Below are 25128 nucleotides of genomic sequence, written 5' to 3'. Positions count from 1 at the left end.
CCGTTCGCGGGAGCCGGGCCCGCTCCGTCGCAGGGGCCCGGTCAAGATCTCAAGCACACAACGATGTGCGTGTCGTGGTGGCCGATCTGCTGTGCTGTGCCTCACGCTAGCCCCCATGAGTACTGTCTCGCGCGACGCCGCCCCCGCTGAGGCGCGGTCGTCCACCGGAGAGGTGGACACCGAGCTCAAGCGTGTCATGACGCCCAAGCTCCTCCTGCTCTTCATCATCGGTGACATCCTGGGCACTGGCATCTACGCCATCACCGGCAAGGTCGCCGGGGAGGTCGGCGGTGCCGTGTGGGTTCCCTTCCTCATCGCCTTCGCGATCGCCATCGTCACGGCCTTCGCCTATCTCGAGCTCATCACCAAGTACCCGCACGCCGGTGGTGCCGCCAACTTCATCCACCAGGCCTTCGGGATCAACTTCCTGACCTTCATGGTCACCTTCACGGTGATGGCCTCGGGCATCACCTCCGCCTCCACGGCGGCCAAGGCCTTCGCGGCCAACCTGGCCGCCGGCATCGGGGCGGACTGGGCGCCGGAGGGCACCGCGGTGCTGCTGCTGGCGGTCGCCTTCATGCTCGTGGTCGGCCTGGTGAACTTCCGGGGTGTGGCCGAGTCGATCTGGCTCAACGTGGTCCTCACCATCATCGAGCTCACCGGTCTGCTCCTGGTGATCTTCGTCGGCCTGTGGGCCGTCACCGGCATGAGCGGTGCGGAGGTCGACTTCTCCCGGGCGATGATGTTCGAGACCGAGGGCGACAAGAACGCCTTCCTGGCCGCCACCGCGGGCACCTCGCTGGCCTTCTTCGCGATGGTCGGCTTCGAGGACTCCGTGAACATGGCCGAGGAGACCAAGGACCCGGTCAAGACCTTCCCGAAGATCATGCTCACGGGTCTGCTCATCACGGCCGTGATCTACGTGCTCGTCTCGGTGACCGCCGTGGCGCTGGTGCCGGTCGGTGAGCTGAAGGAGGGGGACACCCCGTTGCTGCAGGTCGTCCAGGCCGGCGCCCCGAACCTGCCGATCGACACGATCTACCCCTTCATCGCCATGTTCGCCGTGGCCAACACCGCCGTGATCAACATGCTCATGGCCTCGCGCCTGCTGTACGGCATGGCCAACCAGGAGGTGCTGCCGCGTCAGCTGGCGCTGGTGCACAAGGGCCGTCAGTCGCCCTGGGTGGCCATCATCGTCACCACCCTGCTGGCGGTGGGTCTCATCACCTTCGTCGGCAAGGTCTCGGCGCTGGGCGGCACCACCGCGCTGCTGCTGCTGGCCGTGTTCGCCCTGGTGAACATCGCCTGCATCGTCCTGCGCAAGCGCGACCACGAGATCGGGCACGAGTTCTTCCGGGCCCCGTCCTGGCTGCCCTGGGTGGGTGCCGCCGCCTGCCTGTACATGCTGGGCCCGTGGACCGGTCGCGACCCCGAGCAGTACGTGGTCGCCGGGTGGTTGATGCTCATCGCCCTGGTGCTCTTCGCGATCACCTGGTTCCTCAACCGGGCGCTCTACGCGCACCCGACGAAGCTGCGCCACCCGGAGCAGCTTCCGACGCAGCGCGAGTTCAACCACCACAACGACCCGCGCTGATCCGGTGGGTGGGGTGCACCTGCCCACCCCGCCAGAGCGTGGCAGCGGGCCGCACCCCACCGGGTGCGGCCCGCTGCGTGGTGTGTCACGATGCGCCGTCGTCCGCTGATCCCGCGCCAGGAGGCCCTCCCGTGTCACCGACCTCACCGTCCTCCGGGGAGGACACCACCGCCGGCTGCCTGGGGTGTGGGTGCCTGCTGATCCTCCTCGCCGCCCTGGGTGCCGCCGTCGTCTTCGTGTTCGGGCTGGTGTCCGGCGGCGGGGGCGATGCGGGCGAGTCCGGCGCCGGGGCCCCGCCCTCGGTCGCGGCGACGGCCAGCCCGACCTCGGAGCAGCACCCCTCGGCGAGCACGACCTCCCGGGACGCGCAGAGCCTCGCGTCCTCGCCCACCTCCACCACCCGGGGCAGCGCTCCCGCCTCGCCCACCTCCACCACCCGGGGCAGCGCTCCCGCCTCGCCCACCTCCACCACCCGGGGCAGCGCTCCCGCCTCGCCCACCGGCTCGGCCACTGCGGGCGCGTCGTCGGAGCCGGTGTCGGAGCCTTCCGCCTCCGTGAAGCCGACCGTGGGGGTCGCGGCCCGACCGACCGCCCAGGGGCCCTCCGCGGACCGGCCGAGCGCGTCCCGGCCTGCCGCAGACCGTCCGCATCGTCGGGAGCCGGCCGATCCGAGTGCGTCGAGGTCGCCCGGTCCCGCCCAGTCGGAGCGCCCGGTGAGCAGCTCCCGCCGGGGGCCGGTCACGCACGTCGTCGACGGCGACACCCTCGACGTGCGCCTGTCCACCGGCGTGGAGCGGGTGCGGATCATCGGCCTCGACACCCCGGAGGTCGGGGAGTGTGGCTTCCAGGAGGCGACCGCAGGGATGCGTGACCTGGTGGGTGGCACGACCGTGGCCCTGGAGCGTGACCCCACGCAGGACGACCGGGACCGGTACGGGCGGCTGGTGCGTCACGTGCGGATGGGCAGCGGGGAGTCGGCGGCGGTGGAGATGATCCGGCAGGGTCTCTCCACGGAGTACCTCTACGGCGCGGTCTACCAGCATCGGGGAGAGCACCTGGCGGCGGAGCAGCAGGCCCGGGCCGCGGGCCGGGGACTGTGGTCGGGCAGGTGCCCGGCCTCGCCGACCCCGGTGCCGACGCCCACGCCCAGCGCGGAGCCGGCCCCTGCCCCGGCGCCCGCCGCGCCGACGACCGCACCGGGTCGGGGTCCGGCCGCCCCCGACCCGGGAGCCTGCCGCATCAAGGGGAACATCGCCAGCGACGGCGAGAAGATCTTCCACTCGCCGGGCCAGCAGCACTACGAGAAGACCAAGATCTCACCGGCCAAGGGGGAGCGCTGGTTCTGCTCGGCGGCCGAGGCGATCGAGGCGGGGTGGCGCGCGGCCAAGCAGTAGGAAGCCGGCAGCAGGAGGCACCCAGCAGGGCACCGGTGCGCATTTCGACCGTCGAGATGCGCACCGGTGCGGTTCTGGCGAGGGCCTCAGACGCCGGGGCCGACCAGCAGCATCGTGGCGGCCAGCACCACGCCCACGGAGAGCAGGATCATCGTGGTGTAGCCGAGGATGTCGCGGATCCGCAGCCCGGCGATGGCCAGCAGCGGCAGGGCCCAGAAGGGCTGGATCATGTTCGTCCACTGGTCACCGTAGGAGATGGCCATGACGGCCACGGCCGGGTCCACGCCCAGGCGCTCGGCGGCGTCGAGCAGGATCGGCCCCTGGACGGCGATCTGCCCGCCACCGGAGGGCACGAAGAAGTTCACCAGCCCGGCCGAGAGGAAGGCCAGCAGGCCGAAGGTCTGCGGGGTGGAGGTGCTGACCACCAGGTCGGAGAGCTTCTCGATGAGCCCGGTGCCGGTCATGATCCCCATCACGCCCGCGTACAGCGGGAACTGCACGAGGATCTCCCCGACGTTCGAGGCGGCGTCCTTGACCAGCTCCACGAGCTCGGCCGGGGAGGCCACCACGAGCAGGATGGCCGCCAGGAAGGTCCAGTTCACGATGTCCAGGGTCAGCGTCCCCCCGTTGCTGAAGTGCAGCACCAGGTAGGCCGTCAGCATCAGGCCGAGCAGCAGGGTGACCACTCGGGAGGCGTCCAGGGCGTCGGCCGGGGTCTCCCGCGGCGGGGTGAAGCGGGTGGGCTCGGCGTGGCCGTCGGCGGGCATGTCGACGACCTCGGCGCCGGCCTTCGGGGCCATGAGTGCCACGGTGCCGAGGATCGCCAGCAGCGCCACGGCGATGGCGGTGAGATTCCACCAGGAGAAGGTCGTCTCGGTGATGCCGATGGTGTGCCCGAGCTGCTTCGCGACGAAGGAGTCCGGCGTGGCGGCGGTCAGCGGGGCGGAGCCCGAGTAGCCCATGTGCCAGATGCTCATGCCGGTGTACCCGGTGGCCACGAGCAGCGGGAAGTGCAGGGGCTCGCCGCGGCGGGTGGCTTGGGCGGCCACCTCCTTGGCCAGCAGCGCACCCACCACCAGGCCCAGGCCCCAGGTGATGAGCGTGGCCAGACAGGTGACCAGGGCGACGAAGACGTAGGGCAGGACCCGGCCGCGCGGGATCGACGCCAGGGCGGAGAGACCAGCGCGGACCGGGCCGGTGTTCGCCAGCACGTGCCCCAGCAGGAGCACCAGGCACATCTGGGTCATGAAGTCGAGCAGGCCGGAGAGCCCGTCACCCCAGGAGGTGACGACCGTCGTGGGGCCGGCGTCGGTGAAGAGCACCGCCCCGAGGGCCACCACCAGGGTGAGGACGATGGCGAAGACGAGGGCCGAGGGGATGAACCGCTCGACGAGGGCGTTGATCGGTCCCATGAGCCCCTGGCCCCGGCGGGGCGGGGTCGGTGCGGGAGCAGCGGTGGTGGACACGGCGGACCTCCTGGGGGGTGAGGGGACGGAGCGCCGCACAGTCTCCTGCACCTGTGGTGCAGGTCACGTCAGGACTCGCCGCCTCCGCTTCCTTCAGCCGATCCCCACCGGTGCCGTCACCTCAGTCCTCGAGCAGCCGGGTGTCATCGATCCGCAGGCGCCGAGTGGTCAGGGCATCGAGGTCCTCGCTCCGATGGCTGGTCATGAGCAGGGTGCCCCCATCGCGGTGGAAGTCCTGCAGCATCGTGGTCACCCGCTCTGAGCTCGAGCTGTCCAGTGCGTTGAAGGGCTCGTCGAGCACCAGCACCCGGGGCCGCTCGAGGATGGCCTGCGCGATCCCGAGCTTCTGCTTCATGCCCAACGAGAAGTTCTTGGCCTTGGTCTGTGAGGTCGGGTCCAGCCCCACCGTCTCCAGAACCTCCACGACGCGCGCTTCGTCGGCCACCCGGCGAATGCTGGCGAGTTCCCGCAGGTTGTCGCTGGCAGACAGGTGCCCCAGGTAGCCCGGCCGGTTGATCATGACACCGAAGGCCTCTGGATACCTCCTCCCCGGACCCATCAGGGAGGGATCGATCGTCACGGTGCCGTGGTCCGGCCGAGTGAAGCCGACCAGCAGCTTGAAGAGGACGGACTTTCCGGACCCGTTGGGCCCGGCCACGCCGATGGAGTCGCCCTCCTCGACGACCAGATCGACGTCGCGCAGGATGTCGCGGCCGCGAAAGGCCTTGGACACGCTGTCACAGGTGATGTGGGGCATCTCAGAGATCACGTCCTTGTCCGGGAACGGGGGAGCGGTGCAGCACGAGGATCAGGCCGAGTGCTGCGGGTACGGGCCAGAGCAGGGCGGGGGAGAATGCGGCCTGTTGGCCCAGTGCGGCAAGGCCGAGGGGCAGGCCTGTCCTGCTCCAGGGGGCGAGGGGAGCCAGCAGAAGGGTTGCCAAGACGGACAGCTGACCGGCCAGGGGGTTGCCCGACCACCAGGTCGCGGTGAGGCCGACTGCGCACCAGAAGACGGTGTGGGTGAACCAGCCGAGTGCGAACTCGACGGTGGTGACGGCACCGGACGGGGTGAGGGACCCGTGCAGGGCGAGCGCGGTCACGGTCGAGGCGAACGCGCCAGCGAGACTGAGATGGGCTGCGTCCTCCAGTGCCCTGCAGGCGAGTGGCCCCGGTGAGCCGTGCCTCAGGACCCGTGACGGTGCCTGCTGCAGCCAAGGCCGGTCCCAGGTGTTGAGCACGAGGAGAACCGGCAGGGAGGTCACGAGCCAGTGCGCGGTGTAGACGAGGGGGTCGAACAAGCCTCCGCCGTGTCCCCACCAGGTGAGTACCAGCTGGTCCTGAGCATCTGGAGCGGGGCTGGCGATCAGTCGAGGGGCGGCCAGGGTCCACAGGGTAGAGGTGAGCAGGACGAGCAGCAGGTCGCCACGGTGTCGCCACCAGTGGAGCCCTTGGAGCGCGCTCCAGAGCACTGCCAACGTCATGAGAGGCGCAGCATGCCGGAGGGACAGCCCCTGGCTGGTGTCCGGCAGGCCCCACGAGACCGGACCCCCGGAGGGAATCAGGCTGGGCAGTCCGATCTCACAGATTCCCCAGAGGAGCAGGACGCCGGCGACCGCCAAGCCCAGTCCGGTGTGACGGTGGGTCACCCACGCCACGAGGGCGGCGACCACGATCGTGGTGGGGCCCAGGGCCAGCAGGAGGGAGGCGATCTCTGCCGCGGGCTGGGTGCTCAGCGTCGCGGGAAGGCCAGTTCCGCTCGCGGCAAGACCAGCGAGGAGACCCATGAGGGAGACCAGCGTGCTCCTGGCGCTCTCCGCGAGACCTGTCAGCGCCTGCTGGCGGCGGCTCCCGTGCCTGCCCAACACCTCGGGGCTGCCATGCCAACGAGCTCGCCAGGCGATCACGAGCACGATGGTGGGCAGGAGGACGTAGGCCCAGGGGCGGGGGTCCGAGAGAGCCGTGCTCACGTGGGTGCCCAGATCCACCGGGTGCCGTGAGCGGGCTCGAAGGCCGTAGAGGCAGCCCGTCACGACGCCGACAAGGCATGTCGCCCACATCGTCGTGAACGTGCGCATCAGACCTCAGGAAGATCTGGGAGACGTCGGGCGACCCACCACCAGGCGGCGCCGGTCGCCAGAATCATGCCGAGCGCTGCGGGCAGTACGTGCCACCACGGGAACCTGGAGAGGAAGGTCGGAAACTGTGAAGCCGTGGGGGTGAACGTCTCGAGTCGTGCCAGTGCGAGCGCCACGGAGGTGACGGTCACGCAGGCCATCGGCACCAGGAATGCCGTGAACGGCCGGCGGACGATCAGGAGGAGAGCCTGGGTAAAGGTGGCGAGAAGGGCGCACCACAGGCCGACCCAGAGCGAATGGACGACGACGAAGAGCCACGGGTGGGCGGCGGCCAGTTCTCCTGCAGCCACTGCCTGCTGGTTCCAGGTTCCGATCTCGTGGGCCTGCACGTAGTAGCTGTCGGGATGGAAGGTGTATCCGCGGGCGGGCAGCAGGGTGAGGGTGAGCAGCCCGGTGGTCAGGGGGACGCTGGCACCGAGCAGACCTCCCGCCAGCGCGGTCGGCCAGCAAGCGCGCCGCAGAGTCCTGGCGAGGGGAGCGCGGGTCCGTGTGTTGTCCAGGTGTCTGTCGGCCAGCAGCTGACGCAGTTGCCACCCCCCGATCAGCGAAGCGGCCACGGGCAGGGCAAAGCTTGCTGGGCCACTCACGGCACTGAGGTAGGCATGGAATGGCCCGACGAAGGCCATGCCCTCGACCGTGGTGAGGGTGAGCACTGTCAGGACTCCGAGGACACCGAGGGCGACGATGCCGGGGACGAGCCACGGGTGGCTCGTCCCCGGCGCCGTCCGGCTCAGTTGCTTCGCCACGTACCGGTCACCTGGACGTCCACGGGCGTGAAGATGCCGTTGTTGAACTCCACCCGGGTGCTGTCACCACGGGAGATGGTGTTGTTCAACTTGTACGAACTGCTGTCGGTGACGCCGGAGATTCCCGTTCCACCGGGCAGCATGCGGGCGTCCACCTTGTAGCTGCCGCCGACAGTCCGGGAGTGCAGGTCACCCGCACGGTTGGACGCGTACTTCTTCTGGTAGCCCGTGTAACCCTTCCCGTTGTTGTTTCCCACCGTGGTGTTGTAGGTCGAGAAAACGGTGCCGGCGAAGGCTGAGGTGCTGCCGAGGGCCGTGATGAGGGCAAGGCCGATGGCGGCTGCAGCGCGACGGTTCTTCTGCATGGTTCCCCTTTCGTGGTCACCCCCTGTGACCGGGATCATGGAAGCATCGGGGGGGGGACGCGCAAGACGACCCCTGTCGAATGGCTGTCGTGGATCAGCCGATCCCCACCGGCGCCGCGGCCACCGGGCTGCCCGAACCGTCCCGGCGGTCGGTGACCTCCGGCAGCTCCACCGGCACGCCCCCGGCGGCCACGGCGTGCGGGTCGGCGCCGACCCAGGCCATCACCAGCCCGTCCTCACCGCGCAGCAGCCGGTGGCAGCGCACACCACCGGTGGCGCGTCCCTTGGCCGGGTAGGCAGCCAACGGCGTCACCTTCACCGAGACGTCACCGGCCCCCGGAAGGGCGCCCGCGGCTCCGGCGACCGTCACCACCATCGGCACGGCGGCCGAGGCGCTCCCGCCCTCGACCTCCTCGCCGCCGGCGTCCACCGCGGCGAAGACCAGCACGCGCGCGTCCGCGGGCACCTTGATCCCCGCGACCCCGCCACCGGTCCGGCCCTGCGGGCGCACCAGCTCGGCGGAGTAGCGAAGCAGGTTGCCGGCGTCGGTCACGAAGACGAGCTCCTCGGTGCCGGTGGCGAGCTCGGCGGCGCCGACCACCTCGTCCCCGTCGGCGAGCGTGATGACCTCGAACTCGTCCTTGCCGCCGGGGTAGTCCGGGCGCACCCGCTTCACGACGCCCCGCGCGGTGCCCAGCGCCAGCCCGGGGGAGTCCTCCACCCCGTCGACCCGGACGAGGGCCAGCGGGCGTTCCCCGGTGGCCAGGTCCACGAAGGCTGCCAGCGGCGCACCCCCGGAGAGGCCGAGGCTGCCGGTGGCCGGGAGGCCCGGGAGGTCCACCACGGAGAGCCGCACCAGCCGTCCGGCGGAGGTCACCAGGCCCACCTGCCCGCGGGCGGTGGCGGCCACCACGGAGGTGATCGCGTCGTGGTCCACCCGGCCCGCGGACGCCCCCCGCGCCTCCGGCACACTCAGCACCGGCGCCGCGTCGGCCGGCACCCCCTCGGCCACGGTCCGCGGCACGCGCGCGATGAGACCCGTCGCCGAGAGCACCACCGTCACCGGGTCGTCCGGCACCTCCAGCGGCGCCGCAGCGGAGGTGGGCTCGGCGGCCTCGGACTCCAGCAGCACGGTGCGGCGCGGGGTGCCGTGCTCGGCGGCCACGGCGGCCAGCTCGTCGCCGACCACCCGGCGCAGCAGCGCCTCGTCGGCCAGGATCGCCTCGAGCTCCTCGATGGCGGCGTTCAGCTCGTCGCGCTCGGTCTCCAGCTCGATCCGGGAGAATTTCGTGAGCCGCCGCAGCTGCAGCTCCAGGATGTAGCCGGCCTGGGCGTCGGAGAGGTCGAAGACGGTCATGAGCCTCCCGCGGGCCTCGGCGGCGTCGTCCGAGGCGCGGATGAGCTGGATGACCTCGTCGATGTCGAGGATCGCGACGAGCAGGCCCTCCACCAGGTGCAGGCGGTCGCGGCGCTTGGCCAGGCGGTGCGCGGTGCGGCGGCGCACCACCTCGCACCGGAAGTCCACGTAGACGCTCAGCGCGTCCTTGAGCCCGAGCGTGCGGGGCTGGCCGTCCACCAGGGCCACGGTGTTGATGCCGAAGGACTCCTCCATCGGCGTCTGCTTGTACAGCTGGGCCAGCACGGCCTCGGGGTTGAAGCCGTTCTTGATCTCGATGACCAGGCGCAGCCCGTTGTGGCGGTCGGTGAGGTCCTTGACGTCGCTGATGCCCTGCAGCTTCTTGGCCTGCACCTGGGTCTTGAGCTTGGCGATGACCTTCTCCGGGCCGACCAGGTAGGGCAGCTCGGTGACGACGATGCCCTTGCGGCGCGGGGTGACGTTCTCGATGGAGACCTTCGCCCGGGTGCGGAAGGAGCCGCGCCCGGTGCGGTAGGCGTCCCGGATGCCGTCCAGGCCGACGATCCGGCCGCCGTTGGGCAGGTCGGGCCCGGGGACGAAGCGCATGAGGTCCTCGGTGGTGGCCTCCGGGTGCTCCAACAGGTGCCGGGCAGCGGCGACGACCTCGCCGAGGTTGTGCGGCGGGATGTTCGTGGCCATGCCCACCGCGATGCCCGAGGCGCCGTTGACCAGGAGGTTCGGGTAGGCGGCCGGGAGCACCTCGGGCTGCAGGAGCTGGTCGTCGTAGTTGGGCACCATGTCCACGGTGTCCTCGTCCAGCGAGCGCGTCATGAGCAGCGCCGCGGGGTCCATCCGGGCCTCGGTGTAGCGGCTGGCGGCCGGGCCGTCGTCCAGCGAGCCGAAGTTGCCGTGGCCGTCCACCAGTGGCACGCGCATCGTGAAGGGCTGGGCCAGGCGCACCAGGGCGTCGTAGATGGCGGTGTCACCGTGCGGGTGGTACTTGCCCATCACCTCGCCGACGACGCGGGAGGACTTCACGTAGCCCTTGTCCGGGCGCAGGCCCAGCTCGTCCATCCCGAAGAGGATGCGGCGCTGCACGGGTTTCAGGCCGTCGCGCGCGTCGGGCAGGGCGCGGGAGTAGATCACCGAGTAGGCGTACTCGAGGAAGGCCGAGCTCATCTCCTCGGCGACGTCGATGTCGATGACCGTGTCGGCCACCTGCGACGGCTCGGCGGGCTGCTGGGACTTCTCGGACTTCTTCGGCACGGGCGACATCATCGCAAGCGCCGTCCCGCCCCCTGACGCAAGGTGCCGGGCGGGTCGGGGAGACGCCCCGACCCGCCCGGCACCCCGGGCGGCTCAGCCCTTGAGGTTCGGGAAGTCGCTCTCCCAGAACTCCCACTCGCTGGCGCGCTCGGTCGGGTCGTCGCCGACCGGGTGGAACTCCACCTCGCGGGCCTTGAGCTCCACGCGGCGGATCTTGCCCGAGACGGTCTTCGGCAGCTCGCCGAACTCCAGGCGGCGCACGCGCTTGTAGGGGGCCAGGTTGACGCGGCAGTAGGAGAGGATCGACTCGGCGATCTCCTTGCTCGGCTCCACACCCTCGCGCAGCACCACGTAGGCCTTCGGCACGGAGAGGCGGGTCGGGTCCGGCGAGGGCACGACCGCGGCCTCGGCCACCAGCTCGTGCTCGATGAGCACCGACTCCACCTCGAAGGGGCTGATGCGGTAGTCGCTGGCCTTGAAGACGTCGTCGGCACGCCCGACGTAGGTGATGTAGCCCTCGTCGTCCTTCATGGCCATGTCACCGGTGCGGTAGGCGCCGTCGCGCATCACGGTGGCGGTCTTCTCCTCGTCGCCGTGGTAGCCGACCATGAGGCCCACCGGGCGGCCCTTCGGCCCGTCGAGGCGCAGCGAGAGCTCGCCCTCCTCGCCGGGGGTGGTGACCTCCTCGCCGGTGGCCGGGTCGAGCAGGATCACGTCGTAGCCGGGCAGCGGGCGGCCCATCGAGCCGGGCTTCAGCGGGCGCCCGGGGGTGTTGCCGATCTGCGCGGTGGTCTCGGTCTGGCCGAAGCCGTCGCGGATGGTGATGCCCAGACCGGACTCGACGCGGGCGATCACCTCGGGGTTCAGCGGCTCGCCGGCGCCGACCATCTCGCGCAGCGAGAGCTTCTCGCGCCAGGTGGGCAGGTCCTGCTGCATGACCATGCGGTACACGGTGGGCGGGGCGCAGAAGGTGGTGGCCTCCTCCTCGGCCAGCACCTTGAGCAGGTTCCCGGCGTCGAAGCGCGGCTGGTTGATCATGAGGATGGTGGCCTCGGCGCTCCACGGGGCGAAGAGGGAGCTCCAAGCGTGCTTGGCCCAGCCGGGGGAGGAGACGTTCACGTGGACGTCACCGGGGCGGAGGCCGATCCAGAACATGGTCGACAGCGAGCCCACGGTGTAGCTGTAGTGGGTGTGCTCCACGAGCTTCGGCGCCGAGGTGGTGCCGGAGGTGAAGTACAGGAGCATCGTGTCGGCGGCCTTCGTGGGGGCGTCCGGGGTGAACTCGGCGCTCGCGCCCTCGGAGTCCTCGAAGCGCAGCCAGCCCTCCGGGGTCTCCTTCTCGCCGCAGACGGCGATCTTCTGGTAGTCGCCGGCCACGCGGGCGAAGGTGTCCGCCTCGTGGGCGTTGGTGATGACGTGCTTGACCCGGCCGCGGGCCACGCGGTCGGTGAGGTCCTCCGGGGTGAGCAGGGTGGTGGCCGGGATGACCTCCACGCCGAGCTTGATGCAGGCCACCATGGCCTTCCAGAGCTCGAGCTGGTTGCCCAGCATGACGAGCACGCGGTCGCCGCGGGCCACACCGTTCTCCCGCAGCCAGTTGGCGACCTGGTTGGAGGTGCTGGCGACCTCGGCCCAGGTGAGCTGGTGGGCCTGCTGGCCGTCCTTGAGCATGTCGATGATCCGCAGGGCGGGCTCCTGCGCGCGGGGGCCGGCGGCCACGGCGTTGAGGTGGTCCAGCGCCCAGTTGAACTCGTCGAACTGGGGCATCACGAAGGCGTCGACGGCGGCGTCGTCCTGGTCGTGCAGGGCGAGCACGGCGTCACGTGCGGCGGCGAACTTCTGGGAGTTGGTGTCCATGTCGGCACGCTACCGGGTGGGTGAAGCAGGTCACATCCGACCCGCGGGTGCCATAGTGGATCCATGAGTGACGTCGGCGAGACCACCGAGGCCGTCCGGATCCAGCGCGCCGCCACCTGGGAGGCGGACGTCGTGCTCACCGACGGCGCAGTCGCCCACGTGCGCCCGATCTCCACCGACGACCGGGAGGCGATCGCCGAGTTCCACCGCCGGCAGTCGGAGCGCTCGCGCTACCTGCGCTTCTTCGCGACGATCCCCGAGATCTCCTCGCGCGACCTGGACCGCTTCACGCAGGTGGACCAGGACCAGCGGGTCGCCCTGGTGGCCGAGATCGGCGGCGAGCTCCTGGCCATCGCCCGCTTCGACCGGGTCACCCCCACCTCCGCCGAGGTGGCCTTCAACGTGGCCGACGCCCACCAGGGCCGGGGGCTGGGGTCGGTGATGCTCGAACACCTGGCGGCCATCGGTGACGAGCTGGGCATCCAGCGCTTCGTGGCCGACGTGCTGCCGGAGAACCGGCAGATGATGAACGTCTTCTCGGACGCCGGCTACGAGGTCGCTCACCAGTTCGAGGACGGGGTCATCGCCGTCTCCTTCGACATCGAGCCGAACGAGGCGGCCCGGCAGGTGCGGGAGTCCCGGGAGCAGCGTGCCGAGGCGCGCTCCATGAGCCGGGTGCTGCGCCCGGAGTCGGTGGTGATGATCGGTGTCTCCCGCCGCGCCGAGACGATCGGCAACAAGGTGCTCGCCGAGATCGTCGCCGGTGGGTACACCGGGCGGCTGGAGGTGGTGCACCCGGAGGTCGAGGAGATCCACGGCGTGCGCACCACCCACCACCTGGACGACCTCGAGGGCCCCTTCGACCTCGCGGTCATCGCCTTGCCGGCGGAGAAGGTGAACGACGTCGTGGCCGACTGCGCCCGGCTGGGCGTCCACTCGGTGCTCGTGGTCTCGGCGGGCTTCGCCGAGTCCGGGCCGGAGGGGGCGCGCCGGCAGCGGGAGCTGGTGCGCCTGGTCCACTGGCACGGGATGCGCCTGGTGGGGCCGAACTCCTACGGGCTGAGCAACTCCGCCGAGGGGGTCTCGCTGAACGCCACCCTGGGTGCCCCCTCGGTCCGCGGCTCGTTCGGCCTCTTCGCCCAGTCCGGTGCGCTGGGCGTGTCGGTCACGCAGACCGCCCGGCAGCGCGGGGTGGGCCTGTCCACCTTCATCTCGGCGGGCAACCGGGCGGACGTCTCGGGCAACGACGTCATGCAGTACTGGATGGACGACACCGACACCACCGCGGTGGGTCTCTACCTGGAGACCCTCGGCAACGCCCGCAAGTTCTTCCGCATCGCCAGCCGGCTCTCGGCCAAGAAGCCGATCATCGCCATCAAGTCGGGCACCTCCGGCTACGGCGTCCCACCGGGTCACCTCATCCGGCAGAGCGAGGCCCGGCCGGAGGCGCTGGACGCGATGCTGCGCCAGAGCGGCATCATCCGGGTGGCGAACATCCACCAGATGTTCAACGTCGCCCAGCTGGTGCTCCACCAGCCCCTGCCGGAGGGGCGCGGCGTGGCGATCCTCGGCAACTCGACCTCCTTGGCCGCTCTCACCGCCGACGCCTGCGTGGGCCGCGGGCTGGAGGTCGTGCGGGAACCGGTGACCCTGGCCCACGACGCCTCGATGGAGGAGACAGCCGCGTCCCTGCACGAGGCCTTCGAGGACCCGGCCGTCCACTCGGTGCTGGCCGTGTTCATCCCGCCGCTGGTGGGCGGCTCCGAGGAGCTCGCCCGGACCGTGGCCACGGTGGCGTTGACCCACGAGAAGCCCTGCCTCACGACGATGACCGGCATGGACGGGCTGAGCGAGACCCTCAAGGCCTCCAAGGAGACCGACGAGGGCACCGTCAGCGAGCTCGTCCCCGCCTACATGGTGCCGGAGGATGCGGTGCGCGCCCTGAACGCCGTCGAGCGCTACGCCGCCTGGCGACGGGCCGACCGGGGCCAGCACGAGCTGCCCGAGGGCGTGGCCTGGAAGGATCTCGACGCCGCCCGCGAGATGACCGAGGAGATCCTGCTGCGCACCCCGCGGGGCCGTGAGCTCACCCGCGAGGAGGTCGAGCGGCTCCTCGGCTGCGTCGGGGTCTCCCTGCACGACGGCGGGACGGGGGAGATCCCGGCCCGCTGGCCCGAGGACGTGGTGCCGATGGTGGTGGCCTCCCGGGAGGACCCGCTCTTCGGGCCGGTCGTCTCGCTGGCCCTGCACGGACCCACGGCCGACCTGCTGGGCACGCCCAGCCATCGCGTGCCGCCGCTGACGGACGTCGACGTCCGTGACCTGGTGGACAGCCTCCGGGGGGCGGAGCTGCTGGAGCACCGGGGCGCCGACCGGGCGGCCCTGGAGGAGCTCGTCACCCGCCTCTCGCTGCTGGCCGACGAGGTGCCGGAGGTGGCCGCACTGAGCCTCTCGCCGGTCACGGTGACCGCGGACGGGGCGCGGGTGCACCGGGCCGCCGGGACGGTGCGCCGGGCGGACGTGCGGCACGACGCGCGCCGGCGGGTCATCAGCGGCGTGCACATCGCCTGAGGCGCTCTCGCCGGCGCCCCCTCGCGGCAGGAGCACGCCCCGGCGGGCTGGGGAGCGCCACCCCGGGCCGTCGGACCCGGGTGGCAGGATGTGCGCCATGCCCGGACGCCTCCAGCACCCCCACGTGCCCGCCGACGCCCTGCCTCCCGCCCTGGCGCAGGACATCGACGCCGCCGGCTACTACCCGGAGCTCGTGGCCGACGTCGTCGGCCTGGCCATCGCCGGGCAGGAGGTCATCTCGCACGTCGTGCACCAGGAGGCCACCTTCGACACCGAGACGGTGCGTCGTCACCTCACGGTGCTCGTCCTGACCCCCGGTCGGCTGGTGATCTGCCACGCCGACGACCGGGAGGCCGAGCACGTGGAGTCCGCCCCGGTGGCCATGGCCACCACGGAGACGGTGCCGCTGCACCGGGTCCGGGGAGTGGTGCTCTCGCACGTCATGAGCCACCCGGAGCACTACCGGCCCGGCAGCCTCGGCCGCGAGGTGACGCTGACCCTGGGCTGGGGCGCCATCAGCCGGCTCGACCTCGTGCCGGCGCAGTGCGCCGATCCGACCTGCGAGGGGGACCACGGCTACGAGGGCACCGTGGCCGGGGACGACATCAGTCTCCGGGTGAGCGCCGAGGTCTCCGGCGGGCAGGCGGTCGAGCAGGTCCTCGAGTTCGCCCGCGCCGTGCAGGCCGGGCTGGGGCGGTGAGCGACGTGTCGGGCCTGCCGCTGCTGGACCCGCACCCACGCCGGGGATACGCCCCTGACGGGCTGCAGGGTCACCTGGGCTCGCTGGCGGCCAGCCTCGGGGTCGGCGTGCCCGCCCCGGGGGCTGCCCCGGTCCGGGAGCTCCCGCCGGCCCAGGGGGTGGTCTCCGTGCTGCTCGACGGCCTGGGCTGGTCCCTCGTGGAGCGCTACGCTGGGCACGCCCCTTTCCTGCGGCAGCTGCTGCGATCCGGCGGGCCGGAGGTGACGGCCCGCCCCATGGTCTGCGGGTACCCGAGCACCACCGCCGCCTCGCTGGCCACCCACGCCACCGGTCTCGCCCCCGGCGAGCACGGTCACCTCGGCTACGCGGTCCGGGACCCGCAGCGGGACGTGGTCTTCAACCACCTCTCGTGGAAGGACGGCCCGGACCCGCTGGAGTGGCAGCCCCGCCCGACCCTCTTCGGCCGGCTGGCCGACGCCGGGGTGCGCGTGGCCCGGGTGGGGCACCAGCGTTTCGCCACCACCGCCCTGACCCGGGCCGCCCAGCGCGGGGGCAGCTACCTGCCGGCCGACGACCTGGACGCCTGGGTGTCCACCGGGCTGGAGGTCGTGCGCGGTGCGCGGCCGACGGAGCCGGTGGTGGCCTTTCTGTACTGGCCGACCCTGGACCAGGTCGGGCACCGGACGGGGCCGGGCTCGATGGAGTGGACCGCGGAGCTGGAGCGGATCGACGCCGCGCTGGCCGAGCTGGTGCGGGGTCTGCCGCGCGGGGTGCACCTGGGGCTCACCGCCGACCACGGGATGCTCGCCATCGACGCGAGCGCCGGATTCACCACCGCCGACCACCCCCACCTGCTGACGGGCGTGGCCGCCGTGGCGGGGGAGCCGCGCTGTCGGTACCTCTACCTGCCGCGCGAGGACGAGTCCCCGGCCGGGCGGGCTCTGCCGGCCGACCCGTCCCGTCTGGCCGACGTGGCCGCCACCTGGCGCGAGACGATCACGACCCACGCCGGGCCGGATGCCGCGCTCGTGCTCACCCGGGAGGAGGTGGTGGCCGACGGCTGGTTCGGCCCGACCGTCGCCCCCGAGCACCTGGCCCGGATCGGGGACGTCGTCGTCGCCGCGACGGATCCGACCTTCACGGTGGTCGACCCGAGTGCCGACCCGCAGAGCATCACCGCCATGCGCGGCTGGCACGGTGGGATCCACCCCGAGGAGCTGCTCGTGCCGGACGTCGTGGTGCGGGGGGCCTGAGGCATGGCCGAGCTCGCCTTCTTCACCGGCACGATGGACTGCGGCAAGTCCACCCTGGCCCTGCAGATGGACCACAACCACCGGGCGCGTGGTCGCCACGGGCTGATCTTCACCTCGAACGACCGGGCTGGGGAGGCGACGGTCAGCTCCCGGCTGGGCCTGCAGCGGGAGGCGCTGGAGGTGGACGAGACGGTGGACTTCTTCGCCCTCGTGGTCGCCGAGGCCACGCAGGGCAGAGCGGTGCACTACCTGATCTGCGACGAGGCGCAGTTCTACACCCGCGAGCAGGTGGACCAGCTCGCGCGGCTCGTCGACGAGCTGGAGATCGACGTCTTCGCCTTCGGCATCACCGCTGACTTCCGGGCCCAGCTCTTCCCCGGCTCGAAGCGGCTGCTGGAACTCGCCGACCGGACGCACGTCCTGCAGGTGGAGGCGCTCTGCTGGTGCGGGCGCCGAGCCACCCACAACGCGCGGGTGGTCGACGGGCACATGGTCACCGACGGTGACCAGGTGGCCGTCGGTGACGTCGCGGGTGGGGACGAGGCGCCGACCGTGGAGTACGAGGTGCTGTGCCGCCGCCACTTCATGCGGCGGGTCACCTCGCGGCGGGCGTCCGTCCCCGGCCCGGAGGGTGCGCTGCTGCCCTTCGACCTCGACGTGTGCGCCGTGAAGCCGCCGGTCAGCCCTTCGGACCGCCGAACATGATGTCGTCCCAGCTCGGCACCGAGGGGCGGCCGCGGCGGCTCTTCGGCTGACGCTGCCGGGGGGCGATCTCCGGCGCCAGCCCGGCCTCGGGGGAGCCGTCGAGCTCCTGCTCGTCGGGCTGGTCCGACGACGCGTCCTCCACCGCCGCGGAGCCGTGCTCGGAGCTCTCCTCCTGCTCCGGGGCGGGGTCGGGCACCGGGATCGCCCCGGTGAGCGGGTCACCGGCCCGCAGTGCCCGCGTGTGGTCGCTGCTGCTGTGCGTGGCGTGGCTGACGGCCTCGTGGCCGGTGGCCTCGGCGCTGCCCGCGCTCTCCTCGTGCTCCGGGCTCGTCCCGCCACGCCCTGCGGCGGCGGGCTCGTCCCCCTCCGCGGTGCTCAGGGCACGGGCCTCGTCGTCGGCGGGGTCGACCGAGTGGGTCTGGGGGTCGAAGTGCCACACGGCCCGGCGCTGCTGCCCGTCGGCGGTGAAGACCAGCCCCACCGACCACGGACCGCTGGCCAGGCGCCAGGCGTCCCACCAGGCGTCGTCGGTGCGCAGCCCGCGCATCACCAGCCGCTCCTTGACCCGCTTCTCCAGGGTGGGCGAGGAACCGTGCCCGAGGGCCGGCAGGTGGACGCCCCGAGCCAGCCCGGCCACGTGCTCGCGCTCGGCCAGGATCGGGGCCTCGTAGCGGGAGATCTTCTCCACCGGCCAGCCGGAGGCCTGGGCCACCTCCTCGGTGCTGCGCCCGGCACGGATCATGGCCTGCACGTCCCGCGGGGTGAGCTCCACCGAGTTCTGGTCGGTGGAGGCCGGGGCGGGTCGCTGCCGCAGGGCACGGCGGAGCTCCTCGCTGATCTCCACCCGGTGCTCGGTGCCGTCCTGGGCGGCGAGCAGCAGGTGGGTGCCGGTGTCGTCGACCCCGGTGAAGTGCAGGTCTGCCATGGCGTCCTCCTCGTCCCGGTGCGCCCCGCGCGGTGGGGCACGGGCCCGCCCAGACTGCCATGTCGTGGTGCCACGCGCCGCAGGGGCACGCCTACACTCCGTGGGTGCACGTCCTCGACCCCACCCTGGCGCTCCTCCTCGACCTCATCGGGGTCTTCGCCTTCGCCCTGTCCGGCGCGCTCGTGGCGGTCCGCCGGCAGCTCGACCTCGTGGGGGTGCTCCTCCTGGCCTGGCTCGCCGGGCTGGGTGGGGGGACCGTGCGGGACCTCCTCCTGGGTGCCACCCCGCCGGTGGGGGTGTCGGACTGGCGCCTGGTGGGCACCGCCGTCCTGGCCGGGCTGCTCACCTTCGCCAGCCACGTCGCCCTGCACCGGGTGCGGCGGGCGATCCGTGTCTTCGACGCCGTCGGCCTGGCCTTCTTCTGCGTGACCGGGTCGCTCAAGGCGCTCACCCTGGGGGCGGGGCCGCTCACCGCCGTCATCGTCGGCGTGGTGACCGCTGCCGGCGGGGGTGTGATGCGCGACGTGGTCGCCGGCCAGGTGCCCGAGGTGCTGCGCCGGGAGCTCTACGTCCTGCCGGCCCTGCTGGGCTCCTGCCTGACCGTCCTGCTGCACCACCTGGGCGTGCTGGGATCCTTGACCGTGTGGATCGTCGTCGCCGCGGTGTTCGCGCTACGGATGGCCTCGATCGCCCTGGACTGGCACGCCCCGTACGCCCTCACGACAGGAGACGACCTGTGACCGACGACCTGCTGGCGCCCTACGACGCGGTGCTCCTCACCTCCTTCGGCGGTCCGGAGGGGCCGGACGAGGTCCTGCCCTTCCTCCGCCGCGTCACGGCGGGCAAGGACATCCCCGACGAGCGGCTCGCCGAGGTGGGGGAGCACTACCACCTCTTCGGGGGCCGCAGCCCGATCAACGACCAGTGCCGGGCCCTGCAGTCCGCCCTGACCGCCGAGCTGCGGCGGCGCGGCATCGCCCTGCCCGTGCTCTGGGGCAATCGCAACTCTGAGCCCTTCCTGGACGACACCGTCGCGCAGGCCGCGCGGGACGGCCAGCGGCGGCTGCTGGCCCTGACCACCAGCGCCTACTCGAGCTACTCCTCCTGCCGCCAGTACCGGGAGAACCTGGCCGACGCCGTGACCTCCGGGCACGAGGCCGGCGACCCGGTGGTGCAGATCGACAAGGTCCGTCCCTACGCCCACCATCCGGGTTTCTCCGCGACCAACAGCCGCTTGGTCACCGAGGCCGTGCGCGGCCTGCTGACCGAGCACGAGGCCGGGCAGGTGGCCCTCGTGACCGTCACTCACTCCATCCCCGACACCATGGACGAGACCTCCGGCCCAGGGGACTCCGACGGACAGGTCTACCGCGCCCAGCACGAGCAGCTCACCGCCGCGATCGAGGACGAGGTGCAGGCCACCCTCGGCGTCGAGCTGCGCACCGACCTGGCCTACTGCTCCCGCTCCGGCCCGCCCTCGGTGCCGTGGCTCGAGCCGGACGTCAACGACCACCTCCGGGAGCTGGCCGCGCTCGGCGTCCGGGCGGTGGCGGTGGCCCCGATCGGCTTCGTGAGCGACCACATGGAGGTGGTCTACGACCTCGACGTGGAGGCGAAGCAGACCGCCGACGAGCTCGGGCTGACCTTCGTTCGCGTGCCCACCGTGGGGGTGGCCCCGGAGTTCGTGAGCGGTCTGGTGGACCTGCTCGAGGAGCGGGCCGCCGAGGCCCGGGGGGAGGGGCCGGAGGCGCGCCAGTGGCCGCCCTCGCGCCCGATGCCCGCCGTCTGCGCCCCCGGGTGCTGCCCCAACCTGCGCGCGGCCCGACCGGCCCTCTGCGGGGCCGCGGACGAGCAGCCCGACTGGTACACCGCGGCGGCCGGCGGTGCCTGAGCGCACGCAGCCCGCGAGCGCCCGGACGGTCGACCGCCGGGCCCTGCTCGCCGCCGGCGGGCACGACCTGCCGGCCCTGCGCGAGCTGGCCGCCGGGCTGGCCGAGGAGGCCGGGGAGCGTCTGCTCGCCCAGCGCCCGGACCGGGTGGACGTCGCGGCGACGAAGTCCAGCAGCACCGACGTGGTGACCGCCGCGGACCGAGCCAGTGAGACCTGGCTGCGCGAGCAGCTGGCCCGGTGCCGACCGGACGACCTGGTGCTCGGCGAGGAGTTCGGTGGTGCCGGCACCGAGACCGGTACCGAGGTCACCGACGGCGCCCCGGACGCCCGCGAGGCCGGGTGCTTGACCTGGGTGCTCGACCCGATCGACGGGACGGTCAACTATCTCTACGGCCTGCCCTCCTGGGCGGTCTCCGTGGCCTGCGTGCTCGGTGACCCGACCCGCCCCGGGGCGTGGGCGCCGGTCGTCGGGGCGGTGTACGCGCCGGTCACCGGCGAGCTCTTCCACGCCGGGCACGGCGCCGGGGCGGTCCTCGAGACGCCCCCGGCCGACGGGCGTGCTGGGGAGCGTGCCCTTCGGGTGGCCGCCACCACCGATCCCGCCCTGGCGCTGCTGGGCACCGGTTTCGGCTACGACGCCGGGGTCCGGGCCGAGCAGGGGCGGGTCGTCGCCGAGCTGCTCCCGCAGGTCCGCGACATCCGGCGCCTCGGCTCGGCCGCCCTCGACCTCTGTGCGGTCGCCGCGGGACGCCTCGACGCCTACTACGAGCGCGGCACCCACGTGTGGGACCACGCTGCGGGCCTGCTCGTCGTCGAGGAGGCCGGGGGAGTCGTCCACGGGCCGGTGGGCGGGTTCCCCGGGCGCTCGCTGCTCGTGGCCGGCCCGGAGCCGCTCGTGGCCTGGCTCGGGACGCGGCTCGACGAGCTCGGCGCCGCCGGGCCGGAGGGCTGACCGGCGCCTCCCGGCGTGGGGTGGGGTGGGACCGGGGAATGTCTCCGGCGTGTCGTGGGTTGCACTTTCACCGCGGATGGTGCACTCTCCGCGCGTGCTGCGCCGTCTCGGCCAGCGAGCCCCCCAGGTCAGGAGAAGCCGTGGCGACCGACTACGACGCCCCCCGCAAGAACGACGACGACATCGAGACCGACTCCATCGAGGAGCTCAAGAACCGTCGCGGTGACACCAACTCCGGCCAGGTCGACGTCGACGAGACCGAGCAGGCCGAGGGCTTCGAGCTGCCCGGGGCCGATCTCTCCAGCGAGGAGCTCTCGGTCCGCGTCCTGCCCACCCAGACGGACGAGTTCACCTGCTCCTCCTGCTTCCTGGTGCACCACCGCAGCCAGCTGGCCAAGGAGAAGAACGGCCAGCTCATCTGCTCCGAGTGCGACTGATCCCGTGATCTCCGAGCCCGCCGTTCCCCTGCGCGCGACCCGACTGGTCGAGCACGCGCAGCTGCCCACCCGGGCGCACCCCACGGACGCCGGGCTGGACCTGTACGCCGCCGAGGCGGTGACCATCGCCCCGGCGGCCCGCGCCTTGGTGGGCACCGGCATCGCGCTGGGTCTGGCCCCGGGCACGGTGGGGCTGGTGCACCCCCGGTCGGGACTCGCCGCCCGGCACGGGGTGACGGTGCTCAACGCCCCCGGGACGGTCGACGCCGGCTACCGGGGCGAGGTGAAGGTGTGTCTGCTGAACACCGACACCCGGGATTCCTTTACCGTGGCCGTCGGTGATCGCATCGCCCAGCTGGTGATCCAGCGGGTCGAGCTGCCGGACCTCCAGGAGGTCGCCGATGCGGACGCGCTCGGCGCGACCGACCGGAGCGACCGGGGGCACGGCTCGACGGGCCGGTGACCACCCGCCGGTGACGGCACCGTCCGCGGCACACGCCGTGGGCAGCGACGAGGAGAGGCGTGAGGCATGGGACTGTTCGGTCGTTCGCAGGACGAGGGGGCGCGCACCGCACCCGGGCCGGAGGGGCGCACCATGGGCTCCGACCTCACCGAGGCCGAGCTGCGCGAGCTCGGCCTGTCCGCCGACGAGGTGGATCGGATGGGCGGGCTGGAGGCCATCGCCGCCAGCGGGGAGCCGGAGGCCGCTGACCCGCAGGACGAGGTGGACCGAGCGGAGGAGGAGCTGGCCCCCGAGCAGCGCGACATGATGCGCCAGGAGGCCGAGGAGGCCATCGCGCTGGGGCTGCCCCGCCCGGAGGGTGCCCGAGAGAAGGGGCCGTTCGACGCCTCCGAGGTGCCCGGCCCGCGCAACCGGGTGGACCTCGGATCGCTCTGGGTCCCGGGGGTCCCCGGCATGCAGCTGCGGCTCGAGACGAACCGGCAGAGCGGTCAGGTGACGGCCGTCAACATCGCCCTGGCCGAGTCGAACCTGCAGCTGCAGGCCTATGCCGCCCCGCGCTCCGGCGGCCTGTGGGAGGAGATCCGCCAGGGCCTCGTGGACGGGCTGGAGAAGTCCGGTTCGCACGGCGCCGTGGTGGAGGGCCCCTTCGGCTCGGAGATCCACGCCCGGATGCCGGTCTCCGGTCAGCTGGGGGACAAGCAGACCTCGCAGCGCACCGCGCCGGTCCGCTTCCTCGGCATCGAGGGACCCCGCTGGTTCCTGCGTGCCGTGATCTCGGGGAAGGCCGCGGTCGACCGGGAGAAGGCCGCCCTGATGTACGCCCTGGTGCGGGCCTGCGTGGTGCACCGGGACGACACACCCCGCGAGCCGCGCTCCCTGCTGCCGCTGAACATTCCCTCGGAGGACCCTGAGAACGGTTCCATGGCGGCACGGGCCGAGCAGCGTGCCGGCTGACGCGCTGACCGGCGACCGGGTCGCCCCGGTGCGCCTGGCCGTGGTGGAGGAGACCGTCGAGGCGGTCATCCGGCACCGGCTGGCCGACGCCCTCGGCGGGTGGCGGGGCTCGCTGGAGACGGCTCTGCCGACCCTGGCCTTCGTCCTGTGGTGGCTGCTGCGAGAGGACCTGCGGGGGGCGGTCATCGCCTCCGGTGTCCTCGTGGTCGTGCTCTTCCTCCTGCGGCTCGTCACCGGGGGCACCCAGCGCTACGTCGGCAGCGCGCTCTTCGCCACCGCCCTGGCCGCGTTCTTCGCGCTGCGCTCGGGCAACGCCGAGGACGCCTTCCTGCCGGGCATCCTCATGTCCGCCGCCTGGCTGGTCGTCTCCCTGGCCTCGATCCTCGCCCGGTGGCCACTCATGGGCTTCCTCGTGTCCATCGGCGACCCCGACTTCGAGGAGAACCCCCTCGGCTGGCGACGCTCGCGGGCCATGGTGCGGGCCTGCAGCCACCTCACGTGGCCGCTGGTGGCGCTCTACGCCCTGCGGGTGGCGGTCATGCTGCCGCTCTACCTGCAGGAGCAGGTGGCGGCCCTGGGCATTGCGAAGGTCGTCATGGGCTGGCCGCTCTACCTGGTGGCCGTCGCTGCGATGGTGTGGATCCTCGTCCGAGGCCGCACCCCGGTCGACGCCGAGGTGGGGGCCGGCGCCTGAGCGCTCGGCCGTCGGCGCCGAGCCGGTCGGCGGCCAGCCCTAGACTCGCCGCCATGTCATCCCGCGCGTCCCGCCCGCACGCCCGCTCGTCCGCGCTCGTGGGTGCGGAGGCGGAGCTGGAGGTGGGGCCCGTCGCCCACGGGGGGCACTGCGTCGCTCGGTGGGAGGACGGTCGGGTGGTCTTCGTCCGCCACGCCCTGCCGGGAGAGCTCGTCCGGGTGCGCGTCACGGGGGTCGGGCCCCGGGAGCGCCACCTCTTCGCCGATGCCGTGGAGGTCCTGCGTGCCGCGGAGGGGCGACGGGAGGCGCCCTGTCGGTACGCCGGCCCCGGCGGCTGCGGGGGCTGCGACCTGCAGCACGCTGAGCTCCCGCTGCAGCGGGAGCTCAAGGCGCAGGTGGTGCGGGAGCAGCTGCAGCGGCTCGCGGGGATCGACCTGCCGGTGGAGCTCCGGGAGCTGCCGGGGCCGCCGGGTGCTGCGCCGGGGGAGCGGTGGCGCACCCGGGTGGAGTTCGCGCTCGACCCGGCGGGACGCCCGGGCCTGCGGCGGCACCGGAGCCGGGAGGTGATCCCGGTGGAGGACTGCCGCATCGCCACCGAGGAGGTCGTGCGCATCGCCGCGCCGGGGCGGCCCCGGCCGCAGCAGGGGCTGGCGGCCCTGGACGCCGTGGGCCCGGCCGGCTCCCCGGCGGTGGCGGTCCCCGTGGACGCCCGCGGTCGGGTCCTCGGGCGGGAACCCGTCATCACCGAGGCGACCCGTGGGGCGGCGGGGGAGTCGTTGCCGGTCCGGCTGGGGGCCCGTGGCTTCTGGCAGGCGCACCGCGGTGCGGTCGCCGCCTATGTCGACCACGTCGTGGCCGGTCTCGAGCCGCGGCCGGGCGAGGTGGTGTGGGATCTCTACTGCGGGTCCGGGGCGTTCACGGTGCCCCTGGCCCGGGCCGTGGGGGAGCGCGGTGCCGTGCTGGGTGTCGAGGGGTACGAGCCCGCGGTGGACGCCTGCGCTGCGGCGCTCGAGGAGCACGCCCCCGCCACCCCGGCCGACCTGCTGGTCGGGGACGTCGGGCGGATGCTGGCGGCCTGGGAGGACCCGGAGGGTCGTTCCGCGGACCTGGTCGTGCTCGACCCGCCGCGCGCCGGCGCGGGGCGCGAGGTGATGGCGCAGGTGGCCGCGAGCGGGGCCCGCCGCGTGGCCTATGTGGCCTGCGACCCGGCCGCCCTGGCGCGTGACCTGGGGACGGCTCGTGACCTGGGCATGACCGTGGAGTCGGTGGTCGGCTTCGACGCCTTCCCGAACACCCACCACGTCGAGGCGATCGCGCTCCTGGGCGGGCCCGTCTGATAGTCTCTTGACGTCAAGATAAAAAGCGTCGGCCCCGGGGAGGGGCAGCACCCGGCCGCGCAGGCG

At 72.6% G+C, this 25128-nt stretch carries 22 protein-coding genes; 14 read left to right on the top strand and 8 right to left on the bottom strand.

Annotation, left to right across the window (positions count from 1 at the left end; all coding sequences use genetic code 11):
* Positions 1-115 precede the first annotated feature (115 nt).
* Both CFT82_RS01590 and CFT82_RS12170 read left to right on the top strand, forming a co-directional pair.
* Entirely contained in the window at positions 116-1594 is a 1479-nt protein-coding gene (locus tag CFT82_RS01590) for an APC family permease (RefSeq protein ID WP_088817342.1), read from the top strand.
* A gap of 131 nt (positions 1595-1725) precedes the next feature.
* Entirely contained in the window at positions 1726-2988 is a 1263-nt protein-coding gene (locus tag CFT82_RS12170; protein WP_268807405.1) for a thermonuclease family protein, read from the top strand.
* A gap of 86 nt (positions 2989-3074) precedes the next feature.
* Here CFT82_RS12170 and CFT82_RS01575 read toward each other — a convergent pair whose 3' ends face one another.
* The 7 genes from CFT82_RS01575 to CFT82_RS01545 form a co-directional block, all read right to left on the bottom strand.
* The gene (locus CFT82_RS01575; protein WP_088818266.1) at positions 3075-4400 is read right to left on the bottom strand and encodes a short-chain fatty acid transporter; all 1326 of its coding nucleotides are present in this window, start codon (positions 4398-4400) and stop codon (positions 3075-3077) included.
* Between the two features lie 175 nt (positions 4401-4575).
* The gene (locus CFT82_RS01570; protein WP_234994226.1) at positions 4576-5187 is read right to left on the bottom strand and encodes an ATP-binding cassette domain-containing protein; all 612 of its coding nucleotides are present in this window, start codon (positions 5185-5187) and stop codon (positions 4576-4578) included.
* Between the two features lie 25 nt (positions 5188-5212).
* Positions 5213-6421, bottom strand: a complete 1209-nt coding sequence (locus tag CFT82_RS01565; RefSeq protein WP_143469446.1) for a hypothetical protein — start codon at positions 6419-6421, stop codon at positions 5213-5215.
* 107 nt (positions 6422-6528) lie between these two features.
* The gene (locus tag CFT82_RS01560) at positions 6529-7335 is read right to left on the bottom strand and encodes a hypothetical protein (protein WP_088817337.1); all 807 of its coding nucleotides are present in this window, start codon (positions 7333-7335) and stop codon (positions 6529-6531) included.
* On the bottom strand, positions 7320-7700 hold the full coding sequence (locus CFT82_RS01555) for a hypothetical protein (protein ID WP_088817336.1): 381 nt from the start codon (positions 7698-7700) through the stop codon (positions 7320-7322). The genes CFT82_RS01560 and CFT82_RS01555 overlap by 16 nt, the downstream gene beginning before the upstream one ends.
* A 94-nt stretch (positions 7701-7794) precedes the next feature.
* On the bottom strand, positions 7795-10332 hold the full coding sequence (locus CFT82_RS01550) for a DNA gyrase/topoisomerase IV subunit A (protein WP_088818265.1): 2538 nt from the start codon (positions 10330-10332) through the stop codon (positions 7795-7797).
* Between the two features lie 84 nt (positions 10333-10416).
* A complete protein-coding gene (locus CFT82_RS01545) occupies positions 10417-12180 on the bottom strand; it encodes an AMP-binding protein (RefSeq protein ID WP_088817335.1) in 1764 nt (587 codons plus the stop codon).
* 63 nt (positions 12181-12243) lie between these two features.
* Between CFT82_RS01545 and CFT82_RS01540 the strand changes: the two genes are divergently transcribed.
* From CFT82_RS01540 to CFT82_RS01525, 4 genes are all read left to right on the top strand, one after another.
* Entirely contained in the window at positions 12244-14751 is a 2508-nt protein-coding gene (locus CFT82_RS01540) for a bifunctional acetate--CoA ligase family protein/GNAT family N-acetyltransferase (RefSeq protein WP_088817334.1), read from the top strand.
* A gap of 97 nt (positions 14752-14848) precedes the next feature.
* A complete protein-coding gene (locus CFT82_RS01535; RefSeq protein WP_088817333.1) occupies positions 14849-15451 on the top strand; it encodes a DUF5998 family protein in 603 nt (200 codons plus the stop codon).
* Positions 15448-16704: an alkaline phosphatase family protein gene (locus tag CFT82_RS01530; RefSeq protein WP_088817332.1), complete on the top strand. Its 1257-nt coding sequence runs from the start codon at positions 15448-15450 to the stop codon at positions 16702-16704. Before CFT82_RS01535 ends, CFT82_RS01530 begins: the two co-directional genes overlap by 4 nt.
* A gap of 3 nt (positions 16705-16707) precedes the next feature.
* Positions 16708-17409, top strand: a complete 702-nt coding sequence (locus CFT82_RS01525; protein ID WP_088817331.1) for a thymidine kinase — start codon at positions 16708-16710, stop codon at positions 17407-17409.
* Here the strand turns inward: CFT82_RS01525 and sepH are convergent.
* Positions 17384-18334: a septation protein SepH gene (sepH, locus tag CFT82_RS01520; protein WP_088817330.1), complete on the bottom strand. Its 951-nt coding sequence runs from the start codon at positions 18332-18334 to the stop codon at positions 17384-17386. The two genes, CFT82_RS01525 and sepH, sit on opposite strands and share 26 nt — an antisense overlap.
* Positions 18335-18438: 104 nt before the next feature.
* Here sepH and CFT82_RS11965 point away from each other — a divergent pair, with 104 nt between their 5' ends.
* From CFT82_RS11965 to CFT82_RS01480, 8 genes are all read left to right on the top strand, one after another.
* Positions 18439-19074 carry a trimeric intracellular cation channel family protein gene (locus CFT82_RS11965; protein ID WP_234994225.1) on the top strand — a complete coding sequence of 212 codons (636 nt, stop codon included), beginning with the start codon at positions 18439-18441 and terminating at the stop codon, positions 19072-19074.
* A complete protein-coding gene (locus CFT82_RS11960) occupies positions 19071-20225 on the top strand; it encodes a ferrochelatase (RefSeq protein WP_088817328.1) in 1155 nt (384 codons plus the stop codon). Before CFT82_RS11965 ends, CFT82_RS11960 begins: the two co-directional genes overlap by 4 nt.
* Positions 20218-21177: an inositol monophosphatase family protein gene (locus tag CFT82_RS01505; protein ID WP_234994224.1), complete on the top strand. Its 960-nt coding sequence runs from the start codon at positions 20218-20220 to the stop codon at positions 21175-21177. The genes CFT82_RS11960 and CFT82_RS01505 overlap by 8 nt, the downstream gene beginning before the upstream one ends.
* 140 nt (positions 21178-21317) lie before the next feature.
* Positions 21318-21614 (top strand): DUF4193 domain-containing protein, encoded by a 297-nt coding sequence (locus CFT82_RS01500; protein WP_088817327.1) that lies wholly within the window; start codon positions 21318-21320, stop codon positions 21612-21614.
* Between the two features lie 4 nt (positions 21615-21618).
* A complete protein-coding gene (dut, locus tag CFT82_RS01495) occupies positions 21619-22077 on the top strand; it encodes a dUTP diphosphatase (protein ID WP_088817326.1) in 459 nt (152 codons plus the stop codon).
* 66 nt (positions 22078-22143) lie between these two features.
* Positions 22144-23031, top strand: coding sequence for a DUF3710 domain-containing protein (locus tag CFT82_RS01490; RefSeq protein WP_088817325.1), 888 nt, complete (start codon positions 22144-22146; stop codon positions 23029-23031).
* Complete coding sequence (locus tag CFT82_RS01485) at positions 23021-23725, top strand: DUF3159 domain-containing protein (RefSeq protein WP_088817324.1); 705 nt, start codon at positions 23021-23023, stop codon at positions 23723-23725. Before CFT82_RS01490 ends, CFT82_RS01485 begins: the two co-directional genes overlap by 11 nt.
* 53 nt (positions 23726-23778) lie before the next feature.
* Positions 23779-25062 (top strand): class I SAM-dependent RNA methyltransferase, encoded by a 1284-nt coding sequence (locus CFT82_RS01480; protein WP_088817323.1) that lies wholly within the window; start codon positions 23779-23781, stop codon positions 25060-25062.
* Positions 25063-25128: the final 66 nt, after the last annotated feature.

It is taken from the genome of Kytococcus aerolatus (assembly GCF_900187395.1).
GTDB lineage: Bacteria > Actinomycetota > Actinomycetes > Actinomycetales > Dermatophilaceae > Kytococcus > Kytococcus aerolatus.
This window is presented reverse-complemented; position numbering and strand designations above follow the sequence as displayed.

Coding starts and splice junctions, on each gene's coding strand:
- sepH (WP_088817330.1), bottom strand. CDS start 18,334: ATGGCAGACCTGCACTTCACCGGGGTCGACGACACCGGCACCCACCTG.
- CFT82_RS01525 (WP_088817331.1), top strand. CDS start 16,708: ATGGCCGAGCTCGCCTTCTTCACCGGCACGATGGACTGCGGCAAGTCC.
- CFT82_RS01590 (WP_088817342.1), top strand. CDS start 116: ATGAGTACTGTCTCGCGCGACGCCGCCCCCGCTGAGGCGCGGTCGTCC.
- CFT82_RS01555 (WP_088817336.1), bottom strand. CDS start 7,700: ATGCAGAAGAACCGTCGCGCTGCAGCCGCCATCGGCCTTGCCCTCATC.
- CFT82_RS01535 (WP_088817333.1), top strand. CDS start 14,849: ATGCCCGGACGCCTCCAGCACCCCCACGTGCCCGCCGACGCCCTGCCT.
- CFT82_RS01575 (WP_088818266.1), bottom strand. CDS start 4,400: ATGGGACCGATCAACGCCCTCGTCGAGCGGTTCATCCCCTCGGCCCTC.
- CFT82_RS01480 (WP_088817323.1), top strand. CDS start 23,779: ATGTCATCCCGCGCGTCCCGCCCGCACGCCCGCTCGTCCGCGCTCGTG.
- CFT82_RS01490 (WP_088817325.1), top strand. CDS start 22,144: ATGGGACTGTTCGGTCGTTCGCAGGACGAGGGGGCGCGCACCGCACCC.
- CFT82_RS01545 (WP_088817335.1), bottom strand. CDS start 12,180: ATGGACACCAACTCCCAGAAGTTCGCCGCCGCACGTGACGCCGTGCTC.
- CFT82_RS01540 (WP_088817334.1), top strand. CDS start 12,244: ATGAGTGACGTCGGCGAGACCACCGAGGCCGTCCGGATCCAGCGCGCC.
- CFT82_RS01550 (WP_088818265.1), bottom strand. CDS start 10,332: ATGTCGCCCGTGCCGAAGAAGTCCGAGAAGTCCCAGCAGCCCGCCGAG.